At 71.9% G+C, this 19,971-nt stretch carries 19 protein-coding genes; 6 read left to right on the top strand and 13 right to left on the bottom strand.

The window, feature by feature from the left end; genetic code table 11:
* Positions 1-37 precede the first annotated feature (37 nt).
* The 3 genes from ACIBX3_RS38340 to ACIBX3_RS38330 are packed head-to-tail and all read left to right on the top strand — an operon-like array spanning position 38 to position 1,743.
* Positions 38-598, top strand: coding sequence for a hypothetical protein (locus ACIBX3_RS38340; RefSeq protein ID WP_397125441.1), 561 nt, complete (start codon positions 38-40; stop codon positions 596-598).
* Between the two features lie 53 nt (positions 599-651).
* Positions 652-867, top strand: coding sequence for a hypothetical protein (locus ACIBX3_RS38335; protein WP_397125440.1), 216 nt, complete (start codon positions 652-654; stop codon positions 865-867).
* 60 nt (positions 868-927) lie between these two features.
* A complete protein-coding gene (locus tag ACIBX3_RS38330; protein WP_397125439.1) occupies positions 928-1,743 on the top strand; it encodes a nucleotidyltransferase domain-containing protein in 816 nt (271 codons plus the stop codon).
* Positions 1,744-1,781: 38 nt separating this feature from the next.
* On the opposite strand, the gene ACIBX3_RS38325 is transcribed toward ACIBX3_RS38330, so the two are convergent.
* The 3 genes from ACIBX3_RS38325 to ACIBX3_RS38315 all read right to left on the bottom strand — a co-directional run bounded on the left by ACIBX3_RS38325 (position 1,782) and on the right by ACIBX3_RS38315 (position 3,946).
* Positions 1,782-2,837 (bottom strand): lysophospholipid acyltransferase family protein, encoded by a 1,056-nt coding sequence (locus tag ACIBX3_RS38325; protein WP_397125438.1) that lies wholly within the window; start codon positions 2,835-2,837, stop codon positions 1,782-1,784.
* A complete protein-coding gene (locus ACIBX3_RS38320) occupies positions 2,834-3,553 on the bottom strand; it encodes a GNAT family N-acetyltransferase (RefSeq protein WP_397125437.1) in 720 nt (239 codons plus the stop codon). Before ACIBX3_RS38320 ends, ACIBX3_RS38325 begins: the two co-directional genes overlap by 4 nt.
* A gap of 234 nt (positions 3,554-3,787) precedes the next feature.
* Positions 3,788-3,946, bottom strand: coding sequence for an Arc family DNA-binding protein (locus ACIBX3_RS38315; protein WP_397125436.1), 159 nt, complete (start codon positions 3,944-3,946; stop codon positions 3,788-3,790).
* Between the two features lie 29 nt (positions 3,947-3,975).
* Between ACIBX3_RS38315 and ACIBX3_RS38310 the strand changes: the two genes are divergently transcribed.
* Entirely contained in the window at positions 3,976-5,202 is a 1,227-nt protein-coding gene (locus tag ACIBX3_RS38310; RefSeq protein ID WP_397125435.1) for an RNA-guided endonuclease InsQ/TnpB family protein, read from the top strand.
* 208 nt (positions 5,203-5,410) lie between these two features.
* On the opposite strand, the gene ACIBX3_RS38305 is transcribed toward ACIBX3_RS38310, so the two are convergent.
* The 5 genes from ACIBX3_RS38305 to ACIBX3_RS38285 all read right to left on the bottom strand — a co-directional run bounded on the left by ACIBX3_RS38305 (position 5,411) and on the right by ACIBX3_RS38285 (position 11,478).
* A complete protein-coding gene (locus ACIBX3_RS38305; RefSeq protein WP_397125434.1) occupies positions 5,411-5,653 on the bottom strand; it encodes a hypothetical protein in 243 nt (80 codons plus the stop codon).
* Between the two features lie 4 nt (positions 5,654-5,657).
* Positions 5,658-8,219 carry a M14 family zinc carboxypeptidase gene (locus tag ACIBX3_RS38300; protein WP_397125433.1) on the bottom strand — a complete coding sequence of 854 codons (2,562 nt, stop codon included), beginning with the start codon at positions 8,217-8,219 and terminating at the stop codon, positions 5,658-5,660.
* 171 nt (positions 8,220-8,390) lie between these two features.
* Complete coding sequence (locus tag ACIBX3_RS38295) at positions 8,391-9,041, bottom strand: aspartate/glutamate racemase family protein (RefSeq protein ID WP_397125432.1); 651 nt, start codon at positions 9,039-9,041, stop codon at positions 8,391-8,393.
* Complete coding sequence (locus tag ACIBX3_RS38290) at positions 9,038-9,955, bottom strand: hypothetical protein (protein ID WP_397125431.1); 918 nt, start codon at positions 9,953-9,955, stop codon at positions 9,038-9,040. Before ACIBX3_RS38290 ends, ACIBX3_RS38295 begins: the two co-directional genes overlap by 4 nt.
* A gap of 29 nt (positions 9,956-9,984) precedes the next feature.
* Complete coding sequence (locus ACIBX3_RS38285; protein WP_397125430.1) at positions 9,985-11,478, bottom strand: L-fuculokinase; 1,494 nt, start codon at positions 11,476-11,478, stop codon at positions 9,985-9,987.
* An 80-nt stretch (positions 11,479-11,558) separates the two neighbouring features.
* Between ACIBX3_RS38285 and ACIBX3_RS38280 the strand changes: the two genes are divergently transcribed.
* Positions 11,559-12,338, top strand: a complete 780-nt coding sequence (locus ACIBX3_RS38280) for a DeoR/GlpR family DNA-binding transcription regulator (RefSeq protein WP_397125429.1) — start codon at positions 11,559-11,561, stop codon at positions 12,336-12,338.
* 142 nt (positions 12,339-12,480) lie between these two features.
* Positions 12,481-14,814, top strand: coding sequence for a rhamnogalacturonan lyase (locus ACIBX3_RS38275; RefSeq protein WP_397125428.1), 2,334 nt, complete (start codon positions 12,481-12,483; stop codon positions 14,812-14,814).
* Positions 14,815-14,886: 72 nt separating this feature from the next.
* Here ACIBX3_RS38275 and ACIBX3_RS38270 read toward each other — a convergent pair whose 3' ends face one another.
* The 5 genes from ACIBX3_RS38270 to ACIBX3_RS38250 are packed head-to-tail and all read right to left on the bottom strand — an operon-like array spanning position 14,887 to position 19,921.
* Entirely contained in the window at positions 14,887-15,894 is a 1,008-nt protein-coding gene (locus ACIBX3_RS38270) for a LacI family DNA-binding transcriptional regulator (protein ID WP_397125427.1), read from the bottom strand.
* Positions 15,895-15,932: 38 nt separating this feature from the next.
* Positions 15,933-16,754 (bottom strand): carbohydrate ABC transporter permease, encoded by an 822-nt coding sequence (locus ACIBX3_RS38265; RefSeq protein ID WP_397125426.1) that lies wholly within the window; start codon positions 16,752-16,754, stop codon positions 15,933-15,935.
* A complete protein-coding gene (locus tag ACIBX3_RS38260; protein ID WP_397125425.1) occupies positions 16,751-17,692 on the bottom strand; it encodes a carbohydrate ABC transporter permease in 942 nt (313 codons plus the stop codon). The genes ACIBX3_RS38265 and ACIBX3_RS38260 overlap by 4 nt, the downstream gene beginning before the upstream one ends.
* Position 17,693: 1 nt before the next feature.
* Positions 17,694-18,959 (bottom strand): ABC transporter substrate-binding protein, encoded by a 1,266-nt coding sequence (locus tag ACIBX3_RS38255; protein ID WP_397125424.1) that lies wholly within the window; start codon positions 18,957-18,959, stop codon positions 17,694-17,696.
* A gap of 23 nt (positions 18,960-18,982) precedes the next feature.
* Entirely contained in the window at positions 18,983-19,921 is a 939-nt protein-coding gene (locus tag ACIBX3_RS38250) for a family 43 glycosylhydrolase (protein ID WP_397125423.1), read from the bottom strand.
* Positions 19,922-19,971: the final 50 nt, after the last annotated feature.

Raw genomic sequence — 19,971 nt, 5'->3', positions numbered from 1 at the left:
GGCCGGCCAGAGCAGAGGACGACCGGGATGGCTGCACGTGGGTCCGCTGGAAGCTCGTCTGACGCGAGCCTGGAGCCCTGCCGCCTTCCCGCCCGCGGAGACCTTGCTGGCCATCATGACGCTGGCGGCGGTGCCCCATGCGGTGGCCCGCCGCCTGGCCGCCCATCTCGCCGGGGGCATCGTGATCGGTCCCGGCGCCGTGCCGGACCTGCCGGGTTTCGAGGAGTTGCGCGGCATCCCCCTGCCCTTGCAAGAAGGGTCATGGGAGCGGAGCGCCGGCGTCTACGACCCGGCCCGGCGCCGCATCGGCGTGGGCAGCGTCCCGTCCCCCTCGGTGAGCGTGTGCGGTCACGAACTGGGCCACGCGGTCGATCACCTGGAGGACATGCCCTCCCGCAGTGAGTTCTGGGTCGCGTTACACGCGCTGCGCGCCGGCCACCTGGCACCGCCCTACCGTGAGGACGCCGCCGAGCTCTTCGCCGAATGCTTCGCCTGCGTGCTCACCCGGCGTGCCCGCCGGTTGATCCGGCTCCTGGGCGAGGAACACACCGCGCAGCAGGCGTATACGTGGCTGGCAAGCCGATACGGCATCGGCTGACCCCGCTATGCTGGATGACGACGGAACCGGTGGGACAGAAGGGAGCGCGCCTCATGAGCGTCGTCCTGCTGCCCAACGATGTGCTCCGCGTGCCCACCGTGAGCATCCTGCCCGACGGCACCCGAGTGCACGGCACCCGAGACATCGCCCCTGGCGCCCCGGAATACGACGAGTGGCGGCCGCATGCGATCAGCGAGGCCGACGAGTGGCGCGGCGACGCCGAAGACGCGGCGATCGTCGAGCGCTGGCGAGCCGCGGCCAGCGCCTGACCTGCCAGGGCATGAACGATGGCGCAGAAATCGGCTTGACCGCCCCCCTAGGCTCGATCCGTGCAGGATGAGGATCTTCACGCCATCGCCGCCCGGCTGGTCCGGGTGCCCGGGGTCGTGGCCGTGGTCCTGGGCGGCAGCCGCGCCCGGGGCACCCATCGCCCCGACTCCGACATCGATCTCGGCCTCTACTACCGGGGCCGCCTCGCCGTCGACGAGCTGCGGGCGCTCGCGCGGGAGCTGACGGGCGAGCCCACCGACGTGACGGAGCCCGGCGGGTGGGGTCCCTGGGTGGACGGCGGCGGGTGGCTGACCGTGGACGGATGGCGGGTGGACTGGATCTACCGCGACCTCGACCGCGTGCACCGGATCTGGCGGGACTGCCGGGAAGGCCGCTACGAGATCGGCGTGCAGGTCGGGCACCCGCTGGGCTTCTACTCCCACGCCTACGTGGGAGAGGCGGCGCTGTGCCGGGTGCTGGCCGACCCGGGCGGGGAGCTCGCCGCCCTGCGGGAGGAGGCCGCCGAATACCCTCCCGCGCTGCGCGCGGCGCTGGTCAGAGGGCTGCGGGAGGCCGACTTCGCCCTGATGATCGCGCGGTACGGGGCTTCGGGCCGCGACCCGGCGTACGCGGCGGGTGTGCTGTTCCGCGCGATCGGGGTGGCCTGCCACGCGTTGCACGCGGCCGACGGGGCCTGGCTGATCAACGAGAAGGGCATGGTCGCGTCGGCGGCGCGGTTGCCGTCGGCGCCGCGGCGGTTCGGCGAACGGGCGCAGGCGCTGCTGGCCGCGGTCGGCCGGACGGAGGAGGAGATCGGCCGCACCGTCGACGACGCGGTGGAGCTCATCGCGGAGGTACGCGCCGCCGTGGCGTGACGTCGTGGCGTGACGTCGTGTCCGGAGCGCAGCCCCCGTCAGCGGCCGGGAGGGTGAGCGTCCTCACTCGACGAGGGTGTCGGCCGGCGGCGGCCCTTGCGGGCGAAATGCCCGGCGGCGCCGAGGTTTTCGCGTACGCGGGCCTCGGCGATCATGGCCAGCACCGCGCGGGCCTCGGGACGGTGTCCGGCCGGGATGGGGTGCACCGGAGGGAGGATCGTCACCTCGACGGCGAGGTGGCGGGTGGCGGCCACCCGCAGCAGGGAGGCCAGGAGCGAGTCGTCCCCGACGTAGCAGGCGCGGGTCGAGATCTCGCCGTTCTCCCCGTAGCGGAGCGTCGCCGGGAGAACGGGGGCGCCGGCGTCGATCGCGGCCTGGAACACCGCCGGCCGGAACCGGCCCATCCCGCGCCCGCACCAGGTGGTGCCCTCGGGGAAGGCGACGACCGTTTCGCCCGCCCGCAGCGCGCTCGCGACCGCCGCGACGGTCGGCGGCAGCGCGTACAGGCGCTCCCTGTCGATGAACAGCGCCCCCGAGCCCGCCACCAGCCTGCCGATCACCGGCCATCCGGCGATCTCCCGCTTGGCGAGCGGCCGCGACGGCACCGTGGCCGCGATGACCAGCGGGTCCAGCCAGGAGATGTGGTTGGCCACGACGAGGCCGCCTCCCTCCGCGGCTCCCTGGGCGACCGCGACCCTGACGCCGAGCGCGCGAAGCAGCAGCCTCGCCCACATCCTGGTGATCCGCGCTCGGCGGGCGGGCCGCGTCCAGGAGATCGCGAGGGACAGCGGCACGCCCGCGACCACCACGAGCAGCGCCGCCGACAGCCGCGCCGCCCGGCGGACCGGTCCCGCGGCGGCGACCGGGACGTCCACGCAGGCGGCGGGCGAGCACGGGCCGAGCGGCCGCCAGGGATTGAGCCGGGCGGCGCTGCTCACAACGGCGCCGCCGGACGCCCCGCCAGGCACGCCACCGCCGGCCACGCCGACGGCCACGCCACCGCCGGCCACGTCGCCGGGCACGCCGCTGCGAGGCGCGCCCGCGATGTTGCTCGCGGGCGCGCTCGCCGTGGCCCTCGCAGGAGAAGCGCTCACCGCGGCTCTCCCAGGAAATAGCGCAGGTAGCGGCCGTTGACGCGGGCCATCGACAGCAGCACGAAGAAGTCGGCCGTGCCGAAGTCGCGGTCGTGCGCCGGCGCCCCGCACACCCAGGACCCCAGCCGCAGATAGCCGCGCAGGAGCGCGGGCGGCACGAACCGGCCGGTACGCGCCGCGTCCCGCCCGCCGCGCCAGGGGTCGCGCGGCGTGACCCGGTACTCCTCCGGCCCGAGCGGCACCCCCTCGACGACCGCCGCGGCAACGGCGCCCTGGTCGTCCAGCGGCACCGAACAGCAGCCGGCCAGCCACTGGTGGCCCCCCGCCACCATGTAGCGGGCGATGCCGGCCCACATCAGCGCCATCACCGCGCCGCCCCGGTGATCGGGATGCACGCAGGTGCGGCCGGCCTCGACCAGGCCCTTCCTGATGGGCGCGAGCTTGCGGAGGTCGAACTCGGCGTCGGAGTAGAGCCGGTCGGCGCGGCCCGGCGGCAGCAGACGGTACGTGCCGACGACCTCGGCCCCGTCGCGGACGAGCAGGTGGTCGCAGTAGGCGTCGAACCTGTCCCCGTCGATCCCGGTGACGGGCCCGTCCAGCCGCGCCCCCATCTCCTCGGCGAAGACCTCGTACCGGAGCCGTTGCGCGGCCCGCACGTCGGCTGCGCTCGTGGCCATGGCGACCGTGTACCGACCGGTGTCAAGAGAGATCGTCATGGGCGCGCGTCCTTCCCTGAAAGCGTCTCGCACCTATGTCGACATGCGGAAATGACAGCGGCGTCGCGTCCCGGGGGCAGGCAGGCGTCCGGGCGGTGAACCTCACGCCCGGGCGGAAAATCTGTTTCTCCCGCCGCGCCGTTTCACCACCGGATTTCTCCGAGGATGCCCCGGCTTTCAGGGCGGCGAGGAATCGGACTCCTGCGGAGCAGGGCAGGGAAAGACGAATCGCCGTCAGGGCGATTCGTCGTTCGTGGCGGGACCCCTGCGGCAGGTCTCCAGCCGGTGCAGGATCTCGGAGTTGAGGGACCGCCGGTTGGCGGCGGCCTGGGCCACCAGCCATGCGTGCAGGTTGGCGGGGAGTCGAAGGGTGATGCGCACTTCGTGATCCATGCCACCGAGCGTAGTGGTAAGATGGTGTCATGACGACACCAGAGAAGGAGGGGGAAGGGTCCGGGAGCGCCCGGTACACCTACCGGCTTCGCGTGTCGTCCACCGCCCGCGCCGCACTGCTGGCCGAGTGGGACCGGTGCCGGTGGATCTGGAACGAGTCTGTTGCCAAGTCCCAGCAGGTGCACCTGCACAACAAGGCCAACCCCACCGACAAACAGACCTGCGGCCCAGCCCAGCTCGACAAGATGCTGACCGCGGCCCGGCGGATCACGCCGTGGCTTCGTGAAGGCTCCAGCGTTGTTCAGCAGCAGATCATCCGGGACTTCGGCAGATCCCGAGCCAAGGCGTTGAGGGACATCGCCGAACGCCTGCCGATCCGGCAGCGGGCCGGGATGCCGCGCTTCAAGAAGAAGAACCTCGATGACCCGACCCTGAACTACACCAAGCGTGGGTTCCGGTTAAAGGATGGCCGCCTGCACCTGGTCGGCGGGATCGTGGCGACCGTGGTGTGGTCGCGGGACCTGCCCGCCGAACCAACGTCCGTGCGGGTGTACCGCGACGGCCTCGGCCACTGGTACGCCTCCTTCGTCGTCCCCACCCAGATCAAGCCCCTGGCCGCCACCGGCCGGGCGATCGGTATCGACTGGGGTGTGAAGGAGACCGCGACCACCACCAGCAGCGCACACGACCTCCCTCACGCCGAGCACGGTAAGAAGGCCGCCGCGAAGCTGGCTCGCTACCAGCGGATGATGGCCCGCCGCAAGCCCAAGCGCGGCCAGGCCGCCTCCACCGGCTACCGCCAAGCCAAACGGCAGGCCGCGAAGCTGCACAAGAAAGTGGCCCGGCAACGTCAGGACACCGGCCGCAAATGGGCCAAGTCCGTGGTCCGCGACCACGACGCGCTCGCGGTGGAGGACTTCAAGCCCAAGTTTCTCGCCAAGTCCACCATGGCCCGCAAGGCCGCCGACGCCGCCATCGGCGCCACCAAGAGGGCGCTGATCGAGATGGGCCGCAAGCACGGGCGGGACGTCCGCCTTGTACACCCCGCGCACACCACGATGGACTGCGCACAGTGCGGAGCGAGAACCAAGCACGCACTGCCTCTGTCGGAACGTACCTACACCTGCACCGCGTGCGGAGCCGAATCCCCCAGGGACAAGAACTCCGCACGCGTGATGCTCGTCCGGGCTGGTCTGACCCCGGCTGGTGCTGATCGCGTAAGACCCGACTGTCCGCCGGACAGCCAGGCAGCGTGAGCCAGGAATCCCCGCCTTCAGGCGGGTGAGCAGTCAATACACTCGCTGCGAGCCGAGTCACGATCACGGTGCCGGACAAGGCCGCGGGCGGGGTGCTGGGCGGCCTGGTGGCCCATCACGGCCGCGTCACCGGGCCGGCACAGCGAGGATCACGGCGATGCCGCTGGCGCGTTCAGCTCTCGAAAGCCGGGATCGTCGCAGGCCCCGGTCATGGACGTACGACCCGGGTGGAGGTCCTGGCGAAGGTGTTGTCACGGTCGTACGTGTACACGCCGAACACGCCCTCCCCCACGTCGCCGTTGCTGTCGAACTCGATGCGGCCGCTGAGTCCGTCGTAGTCGATCTCCGCTCCCCGGGCGAGGAGCTCGGCGCATGCCCCGGACGACGTGCACCGCTGCCCGGACGCCTGACCCTGGCGGGCCGGCGTGCTGCCACGAGCACGCCGGCCCACGGTGTCAGGGCGTGGTGACGGTCGCGCCGGTGACCGCGGCCGACCAGAACAGCGCCCGCGCCACCTGCGGGAACAGCCCCTTCGGGTGGTTGCGGAACATCGGCTCGGTGCCGAACAGCACCACGGCCGCGCCCCGCTCGTCCCGGCCGCTGACCACGGCCGCCTGGCCCCTGGCCGCCTCGGGTCCGCCCGTGCCGTCGGCGTTGGCACGCCAGTGGCCGGAGACGAGCGGGCCGTCCGCTGCGTACGACTGCTCGACCCTGACCTCGGCCCCGAGCGCGGTGAACCAGCGCGGCGAGTACACGAACGAGTGCTCGGGTGAGCCGGTGCCGACGGGCCCGCCCGGCGAGGTCACGCGTACCACGCCGTTGGCGTCGGAGCGGCCGGCGACCGCGGTCGCGGTGAGCAGCCCGGCCGCGGCGTTGAACGTCGCGCCCGTGCCGCCCCGGGTGATCACGCCGCCGGTGGCGAGGAACGCGTCGAGCGCCGTGCGGGCCGCCGGGTTGAGCGCCGCGTGACTGAGGCCGCTGGAGACGTAGAGCACGTCGGTCCCGCTCCAGTCGAAGCCCGCGTTGAGCACCGCCGTGGAGACCGGGGTGACGGCGAAGCCCATCTCGCGCAGCGTGAACAGCTCGTCGGCGGAGGCCGCCGCGGCGATCCGCACCCGCGCCAGCGGCGTGCCGGTGGCCGGGCCCGCCGGGAGGAAGGCCACGCCGTAGCGGTCGGCCACGGTCCTCGCCGCCTCCCGGGCCTCGGCCGGGACGATCGCCCTGCCGTCGTTCGCCCAGGTCACCGCCACGCCCTGGCCCAGCAGGTCGTTGACCGCCAGGACCTCCTTGGCGTCGGTCACCGTGAGCGCGAGCGGCCCGCGGCCGTACGGGACCGACCCGGTGGGCGCGGCGGCCTTGACCGGCTTGGACGCGACGTTGAGCGGGCCGGAGGCGACGCCGTCCACGGTGGCGCCCCAGAGCAGGCCGTGGCTCCAGCCGGAGATGTCGTACATCGCATCGACGCGTGGGGAGATGTCCTCCCCCGGCTCCAGCATCACGTTGGCCAGGCCGCGCTTGGGCTGGCGCATGTCCACGACGTACGAGCCGGCCGGATACACCGCGCCGCCGGCCCGGAACGGCTTCCTGGCCCGCTCGACCCGCACGTCGTTGGCGATCAGGTGGTCGACGAGGCGGGCGGCCGCGGTGGCCGAGCGCCGGCCGGTGATGACGTACGCGCGGGGGAAGGTCGTGTTGTAGACGTCCTCGGGGCCGAAGCCGGGCACGATGCCGAGCGGCACGACCTTGGACGGCTCGCCGGCCGCGCCCCGCCGGAAGACCTCGATCTGGTCGGCGATCAGCTGGTCGTGCCTGGAGTGCACGAAGCCGTACGTCGCCCGGATCGCGGCGGCGGCCACGTCGGTGTTGATCGCGGAGCGGCGGCGCAGCTCCGCGACCGGCTGGGAGGTGTAGTCGGCGTTGTTGACCCTGAGCGGGATCTCCACGGTGTGCGAGGCGACCGTGCCGTGGAAGGGCGCGTACTGCGGGGTGAAGATCGGCGGCCAGTCGTCCCAGCCCTCCTCCGAGTCCCTGAACGGGATCTGCGGCGGCTGGACGCCGTCCTTCTCCGGCGTGTAGCCCAGCGCGTTGATGGCGGCCTCCATGCCGAGGCCGTTGGCGTAGGTGTTCTTGATGAACAGGTCGTATTCGTAGTTGGCGCCGTGCGGTGGCGTCGTGGGCTCGATGAGCGTGCCGTTGACGTACCCGTGCAGGTCGATCATGGCGACCGGCTGGGTGTCGATCATCACCTGGCGCATCGCCCGGACCTCGGGCTGGGAGGCGGTGACGAAGTCGCGGTTGAGGTCGAAGCCGGCGCCGTTGGCGCGGACCCCGCTGACGCGGCCGTCGGGGTTGGCGGTGATGTTGAAGTACAGCCGGGTGCGCGCGAGCAGGGCGGCCGTCTGCGAATCGGCCGCGGTCGCGAGCTTCTCGATGGTCCGCAGGGCGGCGTCGGTGCCCTCCCACTCGTTGCCGTGGATGTTGGCGTTGACGAAGATCGGCGCCTTGTACTTCTTGACGAGGTGGGCGGCCCTGGCCGGGTCGTTCTCGATCTGGTCGCGGATCCGGCTCTGCTCGCGGGCCTCACTGAGGCTCTCCGGCGCGGTGACGGTCACGAGGTAGAGGTCGCGACCCTGGTGGCTGCGCCCGATGATCTCCACGCTCACCCGGTCGCTGCGTTTCTGCAGGTCGTTCAGCTTGGGGGCGATGGCGTGGTACGGCACGAGGCCGAGCTTGACGGAGGCGTCGGCCGGGTTCTCCGGGGGGATGGGCAACAGGGTCTGCCTGGGGTACCGGCGGTCCCGGGACAGCCCGTACGATTCCGTGTCCGGGGCGCGGCGGAGTGAGCCGGCCTGCTGCCTCTCGTCGACGCCGGCGGCCACCTCGTTCCGCTCGGGACCGTTGCCGAAGTCGCGTACGGCCGGGTGGGGCGGTTCGGCCGGATCGGCTGTCGCCGCCCCCGGCGGGACGAGGAGCGCGGCCGAGACGGCGATGCTCAGGAACGCGGGATATAAGCGCACGGCGCCTCCACAGGTGAGGAAGTACGGTCTCGTTCATAAGGCCCCGTTGTTACCGGCACAAGACGCCGTGATCAAAGAGACGCACAACCCGGTCCGGCCGTCCCGGAAGGACGTCGTGCTCCGGCTGACGGAGCGGCCCCCCGGGACGGGAGATCAGCTGCCGGCCCCCGCTCAGGCGAGCTGGGCGACCCCGGAGCGGGGTGACGACAGCACCGGGACGTCGCCGGCCGCCTCGGTGACGATCCTCGCCATCGACGCCTGGGCCAGCACCACCACGTCCACCTTCCCGGCCAGCTCGCCGAACCCGGCCAGCACGAGCGCGTCGTGCCGGGCCGCGTCACCGGCCCGCAACGCCTCGAAAGCCCCCTCGCACAGGTACGGGACGATCTCGCGCGCCACCTGGCGGCGGGCGGCCGCACGCCGGACGGCCCTGGTGGTGGGCCCCAGAGTGGTGCCCAGCGTGGCCAGCACGCCGATGCGCGTGCCGGTCTCGACCGCCTGCCCGGCCATGGGCTCGTCGATGCGGAGGATCGGCAGCTCGGCGAGCGGGCGGGCCTGTTCGGCGGCCTCGCCGATGGAGGAGCAGGTGACCAGCAGCGTGCTCGCGCCGGACTCCTTGGCGAACATCGCGTACGACACGAGCCTGCGCAGCACGTGCGGGGGCGGGCCGTCGCCGGCGATGGTGTCCTGGAGGAGGCTCTCGTCGACGAAGTGGATGACGCGGGCGTCGGGGCGCACCTCGGCGGCCAGCTCGGCGAGCGGTCCGGCCAGGGAGGGCACCGTGTGCAGCATCGCGATCTTCGCGGTGGGGTCCGGGCTCATCGGGCGCTCCAGGGGCGCGCGTGCTCGTCGACGATCCCGGCCAGGCGCTGGAGCCTCGGCACGGCGCGCTCACGGAGCGCGGGAGCGACGGGCGTGCCGGGCGTGCCGGGCGTGCCGGTGCCGACCAGGTCGCTCCAGATGGCGCGGCCGGCGAGCATCCCGGAGGCGCCCGCGCGGCAGGCGGCCCGCACCGCGGCCGGGAAGTCGTCGCGCTCCACGCCCTGCGAGAGCACCACCCACGGGACCGGGATCACCTCGTCGAGCCGCGCGCACTCCTCCACCAGCCGCTCCTCCGGCGCCGCGCCGCCGAGCGGGACCTGGGCCTTGTACAGGCTCGGACGCAGCCCGGCCAGCTCGGCGGCGGCCTCCCTGATCGCGGCCGGCCCGTCGAACGCGGCCTGGCCGGCGGCCGGCTTGGCCACGCCTTCGAGGACGGACAGCAGCCCGGCCGCGGCGCACCGCCGTACGAACTCGGCGGCGACGTCCAGGCGGCGGCGCCGGTGCTCGTCGTCGCGCCAGATGAGCAGGAGCTTGGCGGCGACGGCGCCGGCCCGCCGGGCGGCGGCCAGGTCGACCCGCTCGTCGATCGAGGTGTCCTCGACGGGCCCGCCGGGATCCTGCCGGAGGTCGTCGACGGCGACGATCAGCCCGCCGGGGATCAGCCCTTCGGCCGCCACCTGATGGAAGCCGTAGTCCTGGTCGATGAGGAATCCGGAGGCGTGCGGGCCGACCTCCCGGGCCACCGCCAGCTTGAACGCGGTCAGCGTGTCGTCGCCCACGCGTTCGCCGGTGGCGGCCGCGAACATCTGCCTGAGGCTCTCGCGCTGGTCCATCGCCACCATGGCGAATCCCCCGGACGGGCGGGCGAGCAGGTCGAGCGTCGGGGCGGGCGTGATGGTCTCGGAGGCGGTCATGCGTGTTCCCATCTGGTAGTGGTCTCGGGTCATCGGGGGCCGCCCCGCCTGCGGGCCGAGGCGAGGAAGCGCTCGTACGGGGAGGCGTACGCGGTGGCGAGGGCGGGGTCGGGGGGATGCCGTCCGGCGGGCAGCACGGGCACGTCGTCGAGCGATCCGCCGGCCTGGCCGGCGATCAGCGCGGCGCCCGCGCAGACGGCGTCGCCGGACCGCACCACGTCGACGGGCACGGCCGAGACGGCCGCCTTGACCCGCATCCAGAGCGGGATCCTGACCTGCCCTCCGAACACCACCAGCCGCCCGGGGGCGGCACCGGTCAGCGCGCTGAGCTCTTCGACGATCCACCGGACGTGCAGACAGGTGCCTTCGATGGCCGCGGCCAGCAGATCCCCGGCCGTGTGCCCGGCCTCGAGCCCGGCCACCGTCACCCGCCGCTCCCGATCGGGCGCCGGCGCGGCCCGCCCAGCCAGGTACGGCTCCACGAGGATCCCGGTCGGCAACCGCACGCCGTCCAGAAGCCCCGGCAAGGCCCCATACCGCCCCCGCCCCGCCGCCGCATCGCCCGCCGCCCGGCTCGCCGGGCCGGGCACCGGCGGCGGCCCGGCCGGCGTCGTCGTGGTCCCGGCGGAAACCAGGAGGCCGAGGAGCCAGTCGATCAGGGCGCCGCTCGTGGGAAGCCCGCCGACCAGCACCGTTCGAGCCCCGTCCAGGGAGGGGTCGGCCGTGACGCCGAGGGCCAGGGCCGCCCCGGGGCCGGGCGGGGCGGCGGCAGGCATCATCACCGCCTCCGCCGTGCCGAGCGAGTCCGCGACGTGCCCGGCCCGGCGCACACCCGCGGCCCACGCCCCCACCGCGTGATCATGTCCCGCGATCACCACGGGGATCCCGGGCGTCACCCCGCTCACCTCGGCCGTCAGCGCGCCGACCGGCTCCACGGCCCCGGCCGTCGGGGGCAGCAGGCCGGGACGGAGCCCCGCGAGCTCCAGCAGGTCCTCGTCGTAGGACCCCCGCCGGACGTCATAGGCCAGTGTGCGGGCGGCCAGCGTCTCGTGGGTGCGGAGCGTGCCGGTGAGCGCGTACGCCACGGCGTCCGGGACGCTCGCCCACCACCGCATCCCCGCCAGCACCCCCGGCTCGTGCGCACGCAGCCACAACCATTTGGCCAGCGGTGCCTTGGCATCGGCCCAGCGCCCGGTCACGGCGTACAACGCGGCCGCGTCGCGGTCCAGCGCGGCGATCTCCTCCGCGCCGCGCGGGTCGTTCCACCACAGCAGCGGCGTGAGCGGCCGGCCCGATCGGTCGAGCGGCACGCCGGTCTCGGCCATGCCGGCGATCCCGATCGCCCGCGGGCTCCGGCCCGCGCGGGCGGCGCACCCCGCCAGGCCCGCCCACACGGCGGCGAGGAGGCCGGGCAGGTCGTGTGGGGTCGTCCGGCGCACGGAGGCGGCGCAGCGGCCCTCCTCGTCGTAGACGCCCACCTTGACGTGGGTGGTCCCGACGTCGATCCCGGCGAGCAGCGGCATGTTGTCACTATAAGCCCGAAGATGGCAGGAAGATGGTGGAAATACGCCAACTTATGGTGGATATAGGTCATCATGGGGGCATGGACGACATGGACGCGAGCCTGCGGTACTCGTCGGCGCCCCACCGCCGGGAGGCGATCCTGCGCCGCGTCGAGCTGGACGGGTACGTCGCCGCCGCCGACCTCGTCACCGAGCTCGGCGTCTCCCCCAACACCGTCCGCCGCGACCTGCGCAGGCTGGCCGGCGACGGCCTGGTCCGCGCGGTACGCGGCGGCGCCACGGCCGTGGACTCGGGAGCCGTGCCGTTCATGGACCGCTCCGCCCAGGCGGCGGGCGCCAAGCGCGCGATCGCCGCGGCGGCCGTGCGGCACGTGGAGCCGGGCACGGCGGTGGCGCTCGACTCGGGCACCACGACGCTGGAGATCGCCCGGCTCCTGCCCGCCGGCGCGGGCCTCACCGTGGTCACCCACTCGCTTCCCGCCATCGCCGTCCTCGCCCCCAGGGCGGACGTCACGCTGATCGCCATCGGCGGCCAGTACGGCCGCGACACCCGCTCGTTCGGCGGCCCCGAGACCCTGGCGGCGCTGGAGCACCTGAGCGTGCGCACGCTGTTCCTGGCCGCCACCGCGCTCGACGGCTCCGGCGTGTTCGGGGCGACGCCGTACGAGGCCGAGACCAAGCGCAGGCTCATCTCGATCGCCCGCCGGACGGTCGTGGTCAGCGACGCGCGCAAGTTCGCGTCGAGCGCCCCGATCCGGGTGTGCGGCTGGGACGCGGTCGAGCGCCTGGTGACCGACGACGCCCCGCCGGCCGGCTTCGCGGCGGCCCCCGTGGAAATCGCGGCTGGAATGGCGAGATAGGCGCATTCATTCACTGCAAACGCGTGCATGCATTTCGCGAAATGCGGTGCGAAATTAAACCTTGACAAATGTCACGGGCGCGGAAATTATATCGATTCAATCCCGCGCCCTCCATGCGGGCAGCATCCCTGGAGCCCGTGACATGAGTCCCCCCAGCGGCGTCCGCCGCGCCGTCACCACAGCGCTGGCCGCCCTCCTCTGCATCCCGGTGGCCGCGCTCCCGGCCGCCGCGGACCCCGCGGGCGGGCATGGGCGGCCGGGCGCGCGCGTGCAGCTCGAGTACCTCGACCGCGGCCTGGTTGCGGCCTCGGCCGGCGAGGGGGTCTTCCTCAGCTGGCGGCTGCTCGGCGACGAGGTCTCCGGCCCCGGCGCCACGGGCATGACCGGCGCCGACTTCCGGGTCTACCGCGACGGGCGCCCGATCGCGACGGTCACCGACAGCACCAACTACCTCGACACCGGCGGCACCGGCTCCGCCGAGTACCGCGTCGCCCCGATCGTCAAGGGCCGGGAGGGCCGGCGCAGCGCCGCGGCCACGCCCTGGCTTAAATCGTTTTATGATCTGAAGCTGACGAAACCGGCCGACGGGGTGACCCCGGCGGGCGAGGCCTACACCTACTCGGCCAACGACATGAGCGTCGGCGACGTGGACGGCGACGGCCAGTACGAGTACGTCGTCAAGTGGGACCCGTCGAACTCCAAGGACGTCTCCCAGCGCGGATACACCGGCAACACGTACGTGGACACGTACGAGCTGGACGGCACCCTGCGCTGGCGGCTCGACCTGGGCGTCAACATCCGCTCGGGCGCCCACTACACGCAGTTCCTCGTCTACGACTTCGACGGCGACGGCCGCTCGGAGATGATGCTCAAGACGGCCCCCGGCACGAAGATGATCCGCTACGGCGCGAACGGCGAGGTCGTCTCCGAGCGCCACGTGACGATGCCGAGGCGGGACGTCAAGGCCGGCTACTCGCACGGTGACGACTACCGCAAGAGCGCGGCGGACTACTTCGACCACGTCGTGGCCATGTTCGAGAAGTGGCACGAGCACCCCGAGGTGGTCGCCGGGCGCTGGCCGGCGACGCTGGAGCAGGCCTTCGGCATCGAGCCCAAGCATCAGTACCCGCTCTCCCACGAGGCGGCGGTGGAGCTGGCCACGTACTTCGCCGACGTGTACGCGCCGGGCCGCAGCGGCAACAACCGGCTGCGGGAGTTCGCCGGGTTCGTCATCACCGGCCCCGAGTACCTGTCGGTGCTGGACGGCGCCACCGGCAGGGAACTGCAGACCATCCCCTACAAACCGGGCCGCGGCGACGACGGCCTGATGTGGGGCGACTACGCGATGGCCCGCATCGAGCCGGGCAACCGGGTCGACCGGTTCCTGTCCTCCGTCGCCTACCTGGACGGCAGGCACCCGTCGGCGATCTTCGCCCGCGGCTACTACACGCGGACCACGCTGGTCGCCTACGACTGGGACGGCAGGAAGCTGAAGGAGGTCTGGTACGTCGACAGCGGTCACGCGCCGATGGCCAACCCGTTCAACGCCTCGCCGCACGGCGTCCCGGGGAGCAACCCGAAATATGCCGACATCACCACTCAGGGCTTCCACTCGATGAGCGTGGCCGACGTGGACGGCGACGGCCGCCAGGAGATCGTGTACGGCGCCGCGACCATCGACGACGACGGCGACGTGCTGTACTCGTCGTTCGCCGAGGGCCCGCCGCAGAGCAACGTGCCGGGCCAGAACGTCCGGCTCGGCCACGGCGACGCCATGCACGCCGGCGACCTCGACCCCGATCGCCCCGGCCTGGAGATCTGGACGGTGCACGAGGGCGGCCCGTGGGCGCCGTACGGGTGGGCGATGCGGGACGCCGCCACGGGCGAGGTGCTGTTCGGCGGCTACAGCGGCGTGGACACCGGGCGCGGCATGGCCGGCGACGTCGACCCCGCCGTCCGCGGCCTGGAGGCGTGGTCGTCGCTGCCCCGCGACCCGGCGATCCAGGCGGGCATGTGGTCCGCCCGCGGCGACCACCTGGGCAGGACCACCCCCGGCACGAACATGAGCATCCGCTGGGCGGCCGACATGACGACCCAGATCGTCAACGGCACCGCCACCACCGTGCTGCAGACGCCGACGATCGACGACTGGAAGCGCGGCACCGTGCTCACCGCCGAGGGCACGCTGACGAACAACTGGACGAAGGGCAACCCGGGGCTGGTGGCCGACGTGTTCGGCGACTGGCGGGAGGAGCTGCTGGTGCGCACGGCCGACAGCTCGGCGGTCCGGATCTTCCTCAGCACGGAGGTCACGAACCGCAAGCTGTACACGCTGATGCACGACCCGCAGTACCGGGTGGAGGTGGCCCGGCAGCAGACGGGCTACAACCAGCCGGCGTACCCGAGCTTCTACCTCGCCTCGGACATGGACTGGTCGCGGGTGCCGGTGCCCGGCATCCGGACGCCCAGGCGATAGGGCCGGAAGGCAGGCGCGGAAGTCAGGCCGGCGCGGGGGTGCCGGCCTGACCCGCGCCGGCGGGCGGGGACGTCAGCCGGTCGACTCCCGCGCCACTACCGTGAAGCGGCTGATGAACTCCCGCGCGACCTGCTGCTTCTTGCCCTTCTCCGCCAGCCGCCCGACCAGGAACCGGACGGCCGTGCTGGCCATCAGCGGGTGGTCGGGGTCGACCGACGACAGCGAGGGCACGGCGTAGGCGCCCTCGGCGATGTTGTCGAAGCCGATGACCTTGACCTCCTGCGGCACGCGAACCCCGGCGTCGGCGAAGCCGCGCAGCACCCCGATCGCGACCGTGTCGGTCACGCAGAACACGCCGTCGACCTCGACCCCGGACTCGCGCAACCGGCGCGTGGCCGCTGCGCCCTGCTCCATCGTGAGCGCCGGGATGTGGACCAGGAGCCGCGGGTCGAGGGGGATGCCCGCCTCCCCCAGCGCCTCCCGGTAGCCGTCGTAGCGCAGGCCGGAGACGTCGACCTCGTCCCCCGGCGTGCCTTCGATCAGCGCGATGCGCCGGCAGCCCCGCTCGATCAGGTGCGCGGTCGCCGCCCGCGCGCCCTCCACGTTGGGCATCGCGACGTGGTCCACGGGCCCGTCGAAGATCCGCTCACCCAGGATGACCATGGGGTAGTCGACCCTGAGCAGGTCGGTGTCCGCCGGTCCCAGCCCGACCGTGCTGAGGATGAGCCCGTCGTAGAGCCGGTTGCGGGACAGTGCCAGGGCGTCGAGCTCGCCTTCGCGCGAGGCGCCGGTCTGCTCGATCGCCACCTTGAGGCCGTGCCGGGCCGCCGCCGTGATGATCTCGGCGGCGAGCTGCCCGTAGTAGGGCCGGTCCACCTCGGGGACGGCGAGCCCGATCGTGCCCGTGCGCCCGGTGCGCAGGTTGCGGGCGGCCACGTTGACCCGGTAGTCGAGGTCGGCGATGGCCCGCAGCACACGCTCGCGGGTCTCGTTCTTGACGTGGGGGTGATCGTTGATCACGTGGGACACGGTCATGGCGGACACGCCCGCGGCCTTGGCCACGTCCTGGATCGTCACCATTCGTCAATCACCCACACGGCCCGCATCCTCTCATGATCTCAGCCCTTGACGCTCCCCTGGAGGAGCCCGTCGACGATGTGGCGCTGCATCGCGATGAAGAAGATCACAACGGGGATCAGCACGATCACGCTGAGCGTCATGAACGCCGGCCAGTCCACCCTGTACTCCCCGACCGCCTTGTAGACCTGCAGGACCAGGGTCTGCTTGTCGGGCGAGCTGATGAACACGCTCGGCGTGATGAAGTCGTTCCAGATCCACATGGTCTGGAACACGCCGACCGTGATGAGGATCGGCCGGATCAGCGGCAGCACGATCCGCCAGTAGATCTGCCAGGGTCCGGCGCCGTCGATGCGCGCGGCCTCGAAGATCGAGATCGGCAGCGACCGCAGGTATCCCTGGATGAGGAAGTAACAGAAGATCGAGCCGGCCGTGTACAGGAGGACGAGCCCTTCCAGGGTGTCCACCAGCCGCAGCTCCACCAGGATCCGGTAGACGGGGATCAGCGTGGCCTGCCCCGGCACCAGGAACGCGATCACCAGCAGCACCCCGACCACCCGGTTGAGCAGGGTCTTGCGCAGCAGCATCGCGTACGCCGCCATCGACCCGATGACCAGCATGATCACGATGGAGACGGCGGTGACGTACAGGGTGTTGAGGAACGACTGCAGGATCGGCGTGTTCTCGAACACCCGCGTGTAGTTGTCGAGGTAGAGGCTGGTCGGCGGCGCGAGCGGCGAGGCCGAGGTCTCCTGCTGCGTCTTGAACGTGTTGACGACGATGTAGTAGAACGGCACGCCGACCACGGCCGCGGCCAGGATCATGGCCAGGGACAGGATCGGCGAGGAGCGCTGTTTCCTCATGACAGGCGTCCCTCCAGGCGGCGGGACAGGACGAGCTGGACCGCCACGACCGCGCCCACGACCAGCATGAAGACCACGGCCAGCGCGGAGGCCTGGCCGAACTTGGCCTGGGCGATGCCGCTCTGGATGATCGACTGGGTGATGGTGAAGGTCGCGTACCCGGGCCCGCCCTTGGTGAGCGTGTAGGGCAGGTCGTAGACCTTCAGCCCGCCGGTCATCAGCAGCAGCGAGCTGACGGTGACCGCCGGGGCGAGCAGCGGCAGCGTGATCCTGAAGAACGACTGGCGCGGCGAGGCCCCGTCGACCCGCGCGGCCTCGTAGTAGTCGCCGGGGATGGCCTGCAGGTACGCCAGGTAAAGGATGGCGTGCCAGCCGGTGGTCGACCAGACGGCGACCACGATGACCGACAGCTGGGCGAGCGTGCCGTCCGACAGCCACGGCACGGGTCCGAATCCGCCGACGGCGTCGAGCACCCAGTTGAGGGCGCCCGACCCGAGCGGCGACAGGATGAACCCCCACACCAGGCCCAGGATCGCGATGCTCGGGATCGCCGGGAAGAAGAAGACCGCGCGCACGACGTTCCGGCCGAAGAAGCGCCGGTTGAACAGCACGGCCAGCGGGATCGCCAGCACCGTGACGATCACGGTGGTGCCGATCGCGTACAGCAGCGTGAACCCCAGGCCCGCCAGCATGGACGGATCGTTGAAGATCTTCCGGTAGTTCTCCAGCCCGACGAAGTTGACGTCCGTCGAGTAGCCGTTGAAGTCGGTCACGCTGAAGTAGAGCGACTGCGCCAGCGGGATCGCGAACAACACCGCGAACACGATCCCGATCGGCACCAGGAACGCCTGCAGGCGCAGTCCTTCGAGCCTCTTCGGCGAGGTGAGCCAGGACAGGGCGCCCGTCTGCGCGGGCGCCCTTCTGCCGAGCGTGGTCATCTCAGCCCTGGGCCAGCCGGTTGTCGAGCGCGGCGGCCACGTCCGCCGGCTTGGCCTGGCCCTGCACCATCAGCTGGAGCTGGGCGACGGCCTCGGTGTTGAGCGCGTCCTGGACCCGCGGCCAGGCGATCTGCGGCAGGTAGAAGTTGCCCTCCTTGAGGGCCTGCAGGTTGGGCTCCAGCACCTTGTCGATCACGGGGTCGAAGTCGGCCGTGGTGGTCATGGCGCTCGTCTGCTTGTTGAACAGCGCCACGCCCTCCTTGCTCCCGAGGTACGTCAGGAACGCCTCGGCCTCCTTCTCGTGCTCGGTCTTGGCGTTGATGGCGTAGCCGGGCGAGGCCGCGCCGCCCCAGAACGGCTTGCCGTCCGGAGTGGGCACGCCGGCGAAGACCATGTTCAGCTTCGGCGCCTTCTCGTGCAGCCCGGCCACGTCCCACGGACCAGCGGGGATCATGGCGACGCGGCCGTTGGCGAACTCGTCGACGATCTGTTCGCCCTTCAGCCCGACGGCGTTCTTGCTCACCAGGCCCTCGGTGAACAGCTGGTTGAAGGTCGTCAGCGGACCGTCCCACAGGTCGCCGAACTTCTTCTTCCCGGCGAAGATCTGGGCGTCCATGTCGCCGCCCTGGGCGGCGTTCGCGTGGCCGACGAGCGCGGCGACGGTGAGCGGCATGCCCAACACCGATTCGAGGTACGGCGTGACGCCCGCCGCCTTGAGCTTCTGGCACAGCGCGATGAAGTCGTCCCACTTCGTCGGGAACTCGGTGACGCCCGCCTTGTCGAGGATGTCCTTGTTGTAGAGGATCCCGGCGGACCACGACGACACCGACATGCCGTAGGCCTTGCCGTCCTGGGAGTAGGTCGCGGTGTTGAACTTGGACGTGTTCGCCATGAACGGCTTGCCGGTCAGGTCCTTGACGGAGCCGCCCTGGATGAGGTTCGTCTTGTTCTCGGCCGCGATCACGAACACGTCCGCCGCCGTGCCTGAGACGATCCTGGTCTGCAGCGCCGCGATGTACTCGGCCACGGGCGGGGTGTGGGAGAACTCGACGTCGATGCTCGGGTTCTTCTTCTCGAAGTCCTCGATGAGCGGCTTCATGATCTTCTCCCCGTCCCAGGAGAAGAAGCTCAGCTTGGTCTTTCCGCCGCTACCGCCGCCGTCTCCCGACCCGCATCCGGTCAGGGCCAGGGCCGCGGCCGCCAGCACCGCGACCGACCTCGTGAGCAGGGACTTCGTTCTGGGAAGGGACGACCTGAGTGGGGACATCGCTCACCTCTTCAGCACTCGTTTTACCGTGGGGGGATGGGCACGCGGATGTGTGTCCGCGCGGGGGTGACCGGTTCGAGATCGCCGTCGGGACGGTGAACGAGCCAGTCGAACATGATCTCTCGGTGGAATCCGTCTCCGCCGGGGATGGCGAAGCGGTGGTAGGCGATGATCCAGCGGTCGCCGTCCGGCGCGCGGAGGATCGCGTGGTGGCCGGTGCCGAGGATGCCGCGCTCGGGGCGCTTCTCCAGCAGGACGCCGCGGTCCTGCCAGGGCCCGAGCGGGCCGGGGCCGACGGCGTACCTGACGCGGTAGTCGGGCTCGCGCGTGTCGTTCTCGGACCACGACAGGTAGTAGCGGTCGTGGTGCCGGTGGACCGTCGCCGCCTCCCGGAAGCCCGTCGGCACCCAGGAGACGACCCGTTCTGGATCGAAGGACATGAGGTCGTCGTTGAGCGGGACGCCGTGGGCGACGCCGTTGCCCCAGTAGAGGTAGGTCACGCCGTCGTCATCGGTGAACACCGACGGGTCGATGGCGACGCCGGGGAAGCCGCCCGCCGCGACCAGCGGCCGCCCCAGGTCCTCGAAGGGACCGGTCGGGGCGTCCGCGCGGGCCACGCCGATGCTCTGCTCGGCGGTGAAGTAGAGGTAGAAGGCGCCGTCCCGCTCGGCGATCGCCGGGGCCCAGGCGTGGCGGGCCGCCCATTTCACGTCCACGCCGAGCCGGAGGACCACGCCCTCGTCCCGCCAGCCGACGAGGTCGGCCGAGGAGTACGCCGAGAAGCTCGTCGAATCCCAGCCGGGGTGGCCGTCGGTCGTCGGATAAAGGTAGTAGCGCCCGTCCGCCACGACCAGGGCGGGATCGGCCAGGAGGCGGCCCGTCGGCGACGGCGGCTCACCGGCCGCGCGCTCGGGCCCGTTCGCGCCGTCAGGCGTACGGGTTGCCCCGGTATGCTGCGCCATGTCGGCTTTCCATCCCTTCGCCGGTTTGTATCGATAAGTTGTATCGATAC

The organism is Nonomuraea sp. NPDC049480, assembly GCF_044465905.1.
In the GTDB taxonomy this organism is placed as follows: domain Bacteria; phylum Actinomycetota; class Actinomycetes; order Streptosporangiales; family Streptosporangiaceae; genus Nonomuraea.
The sequence above is the reverse complement of the archived record's forward strand: the minus strand, read 5'-3'. Positions and strand labels throughout refer to the sequence as shown.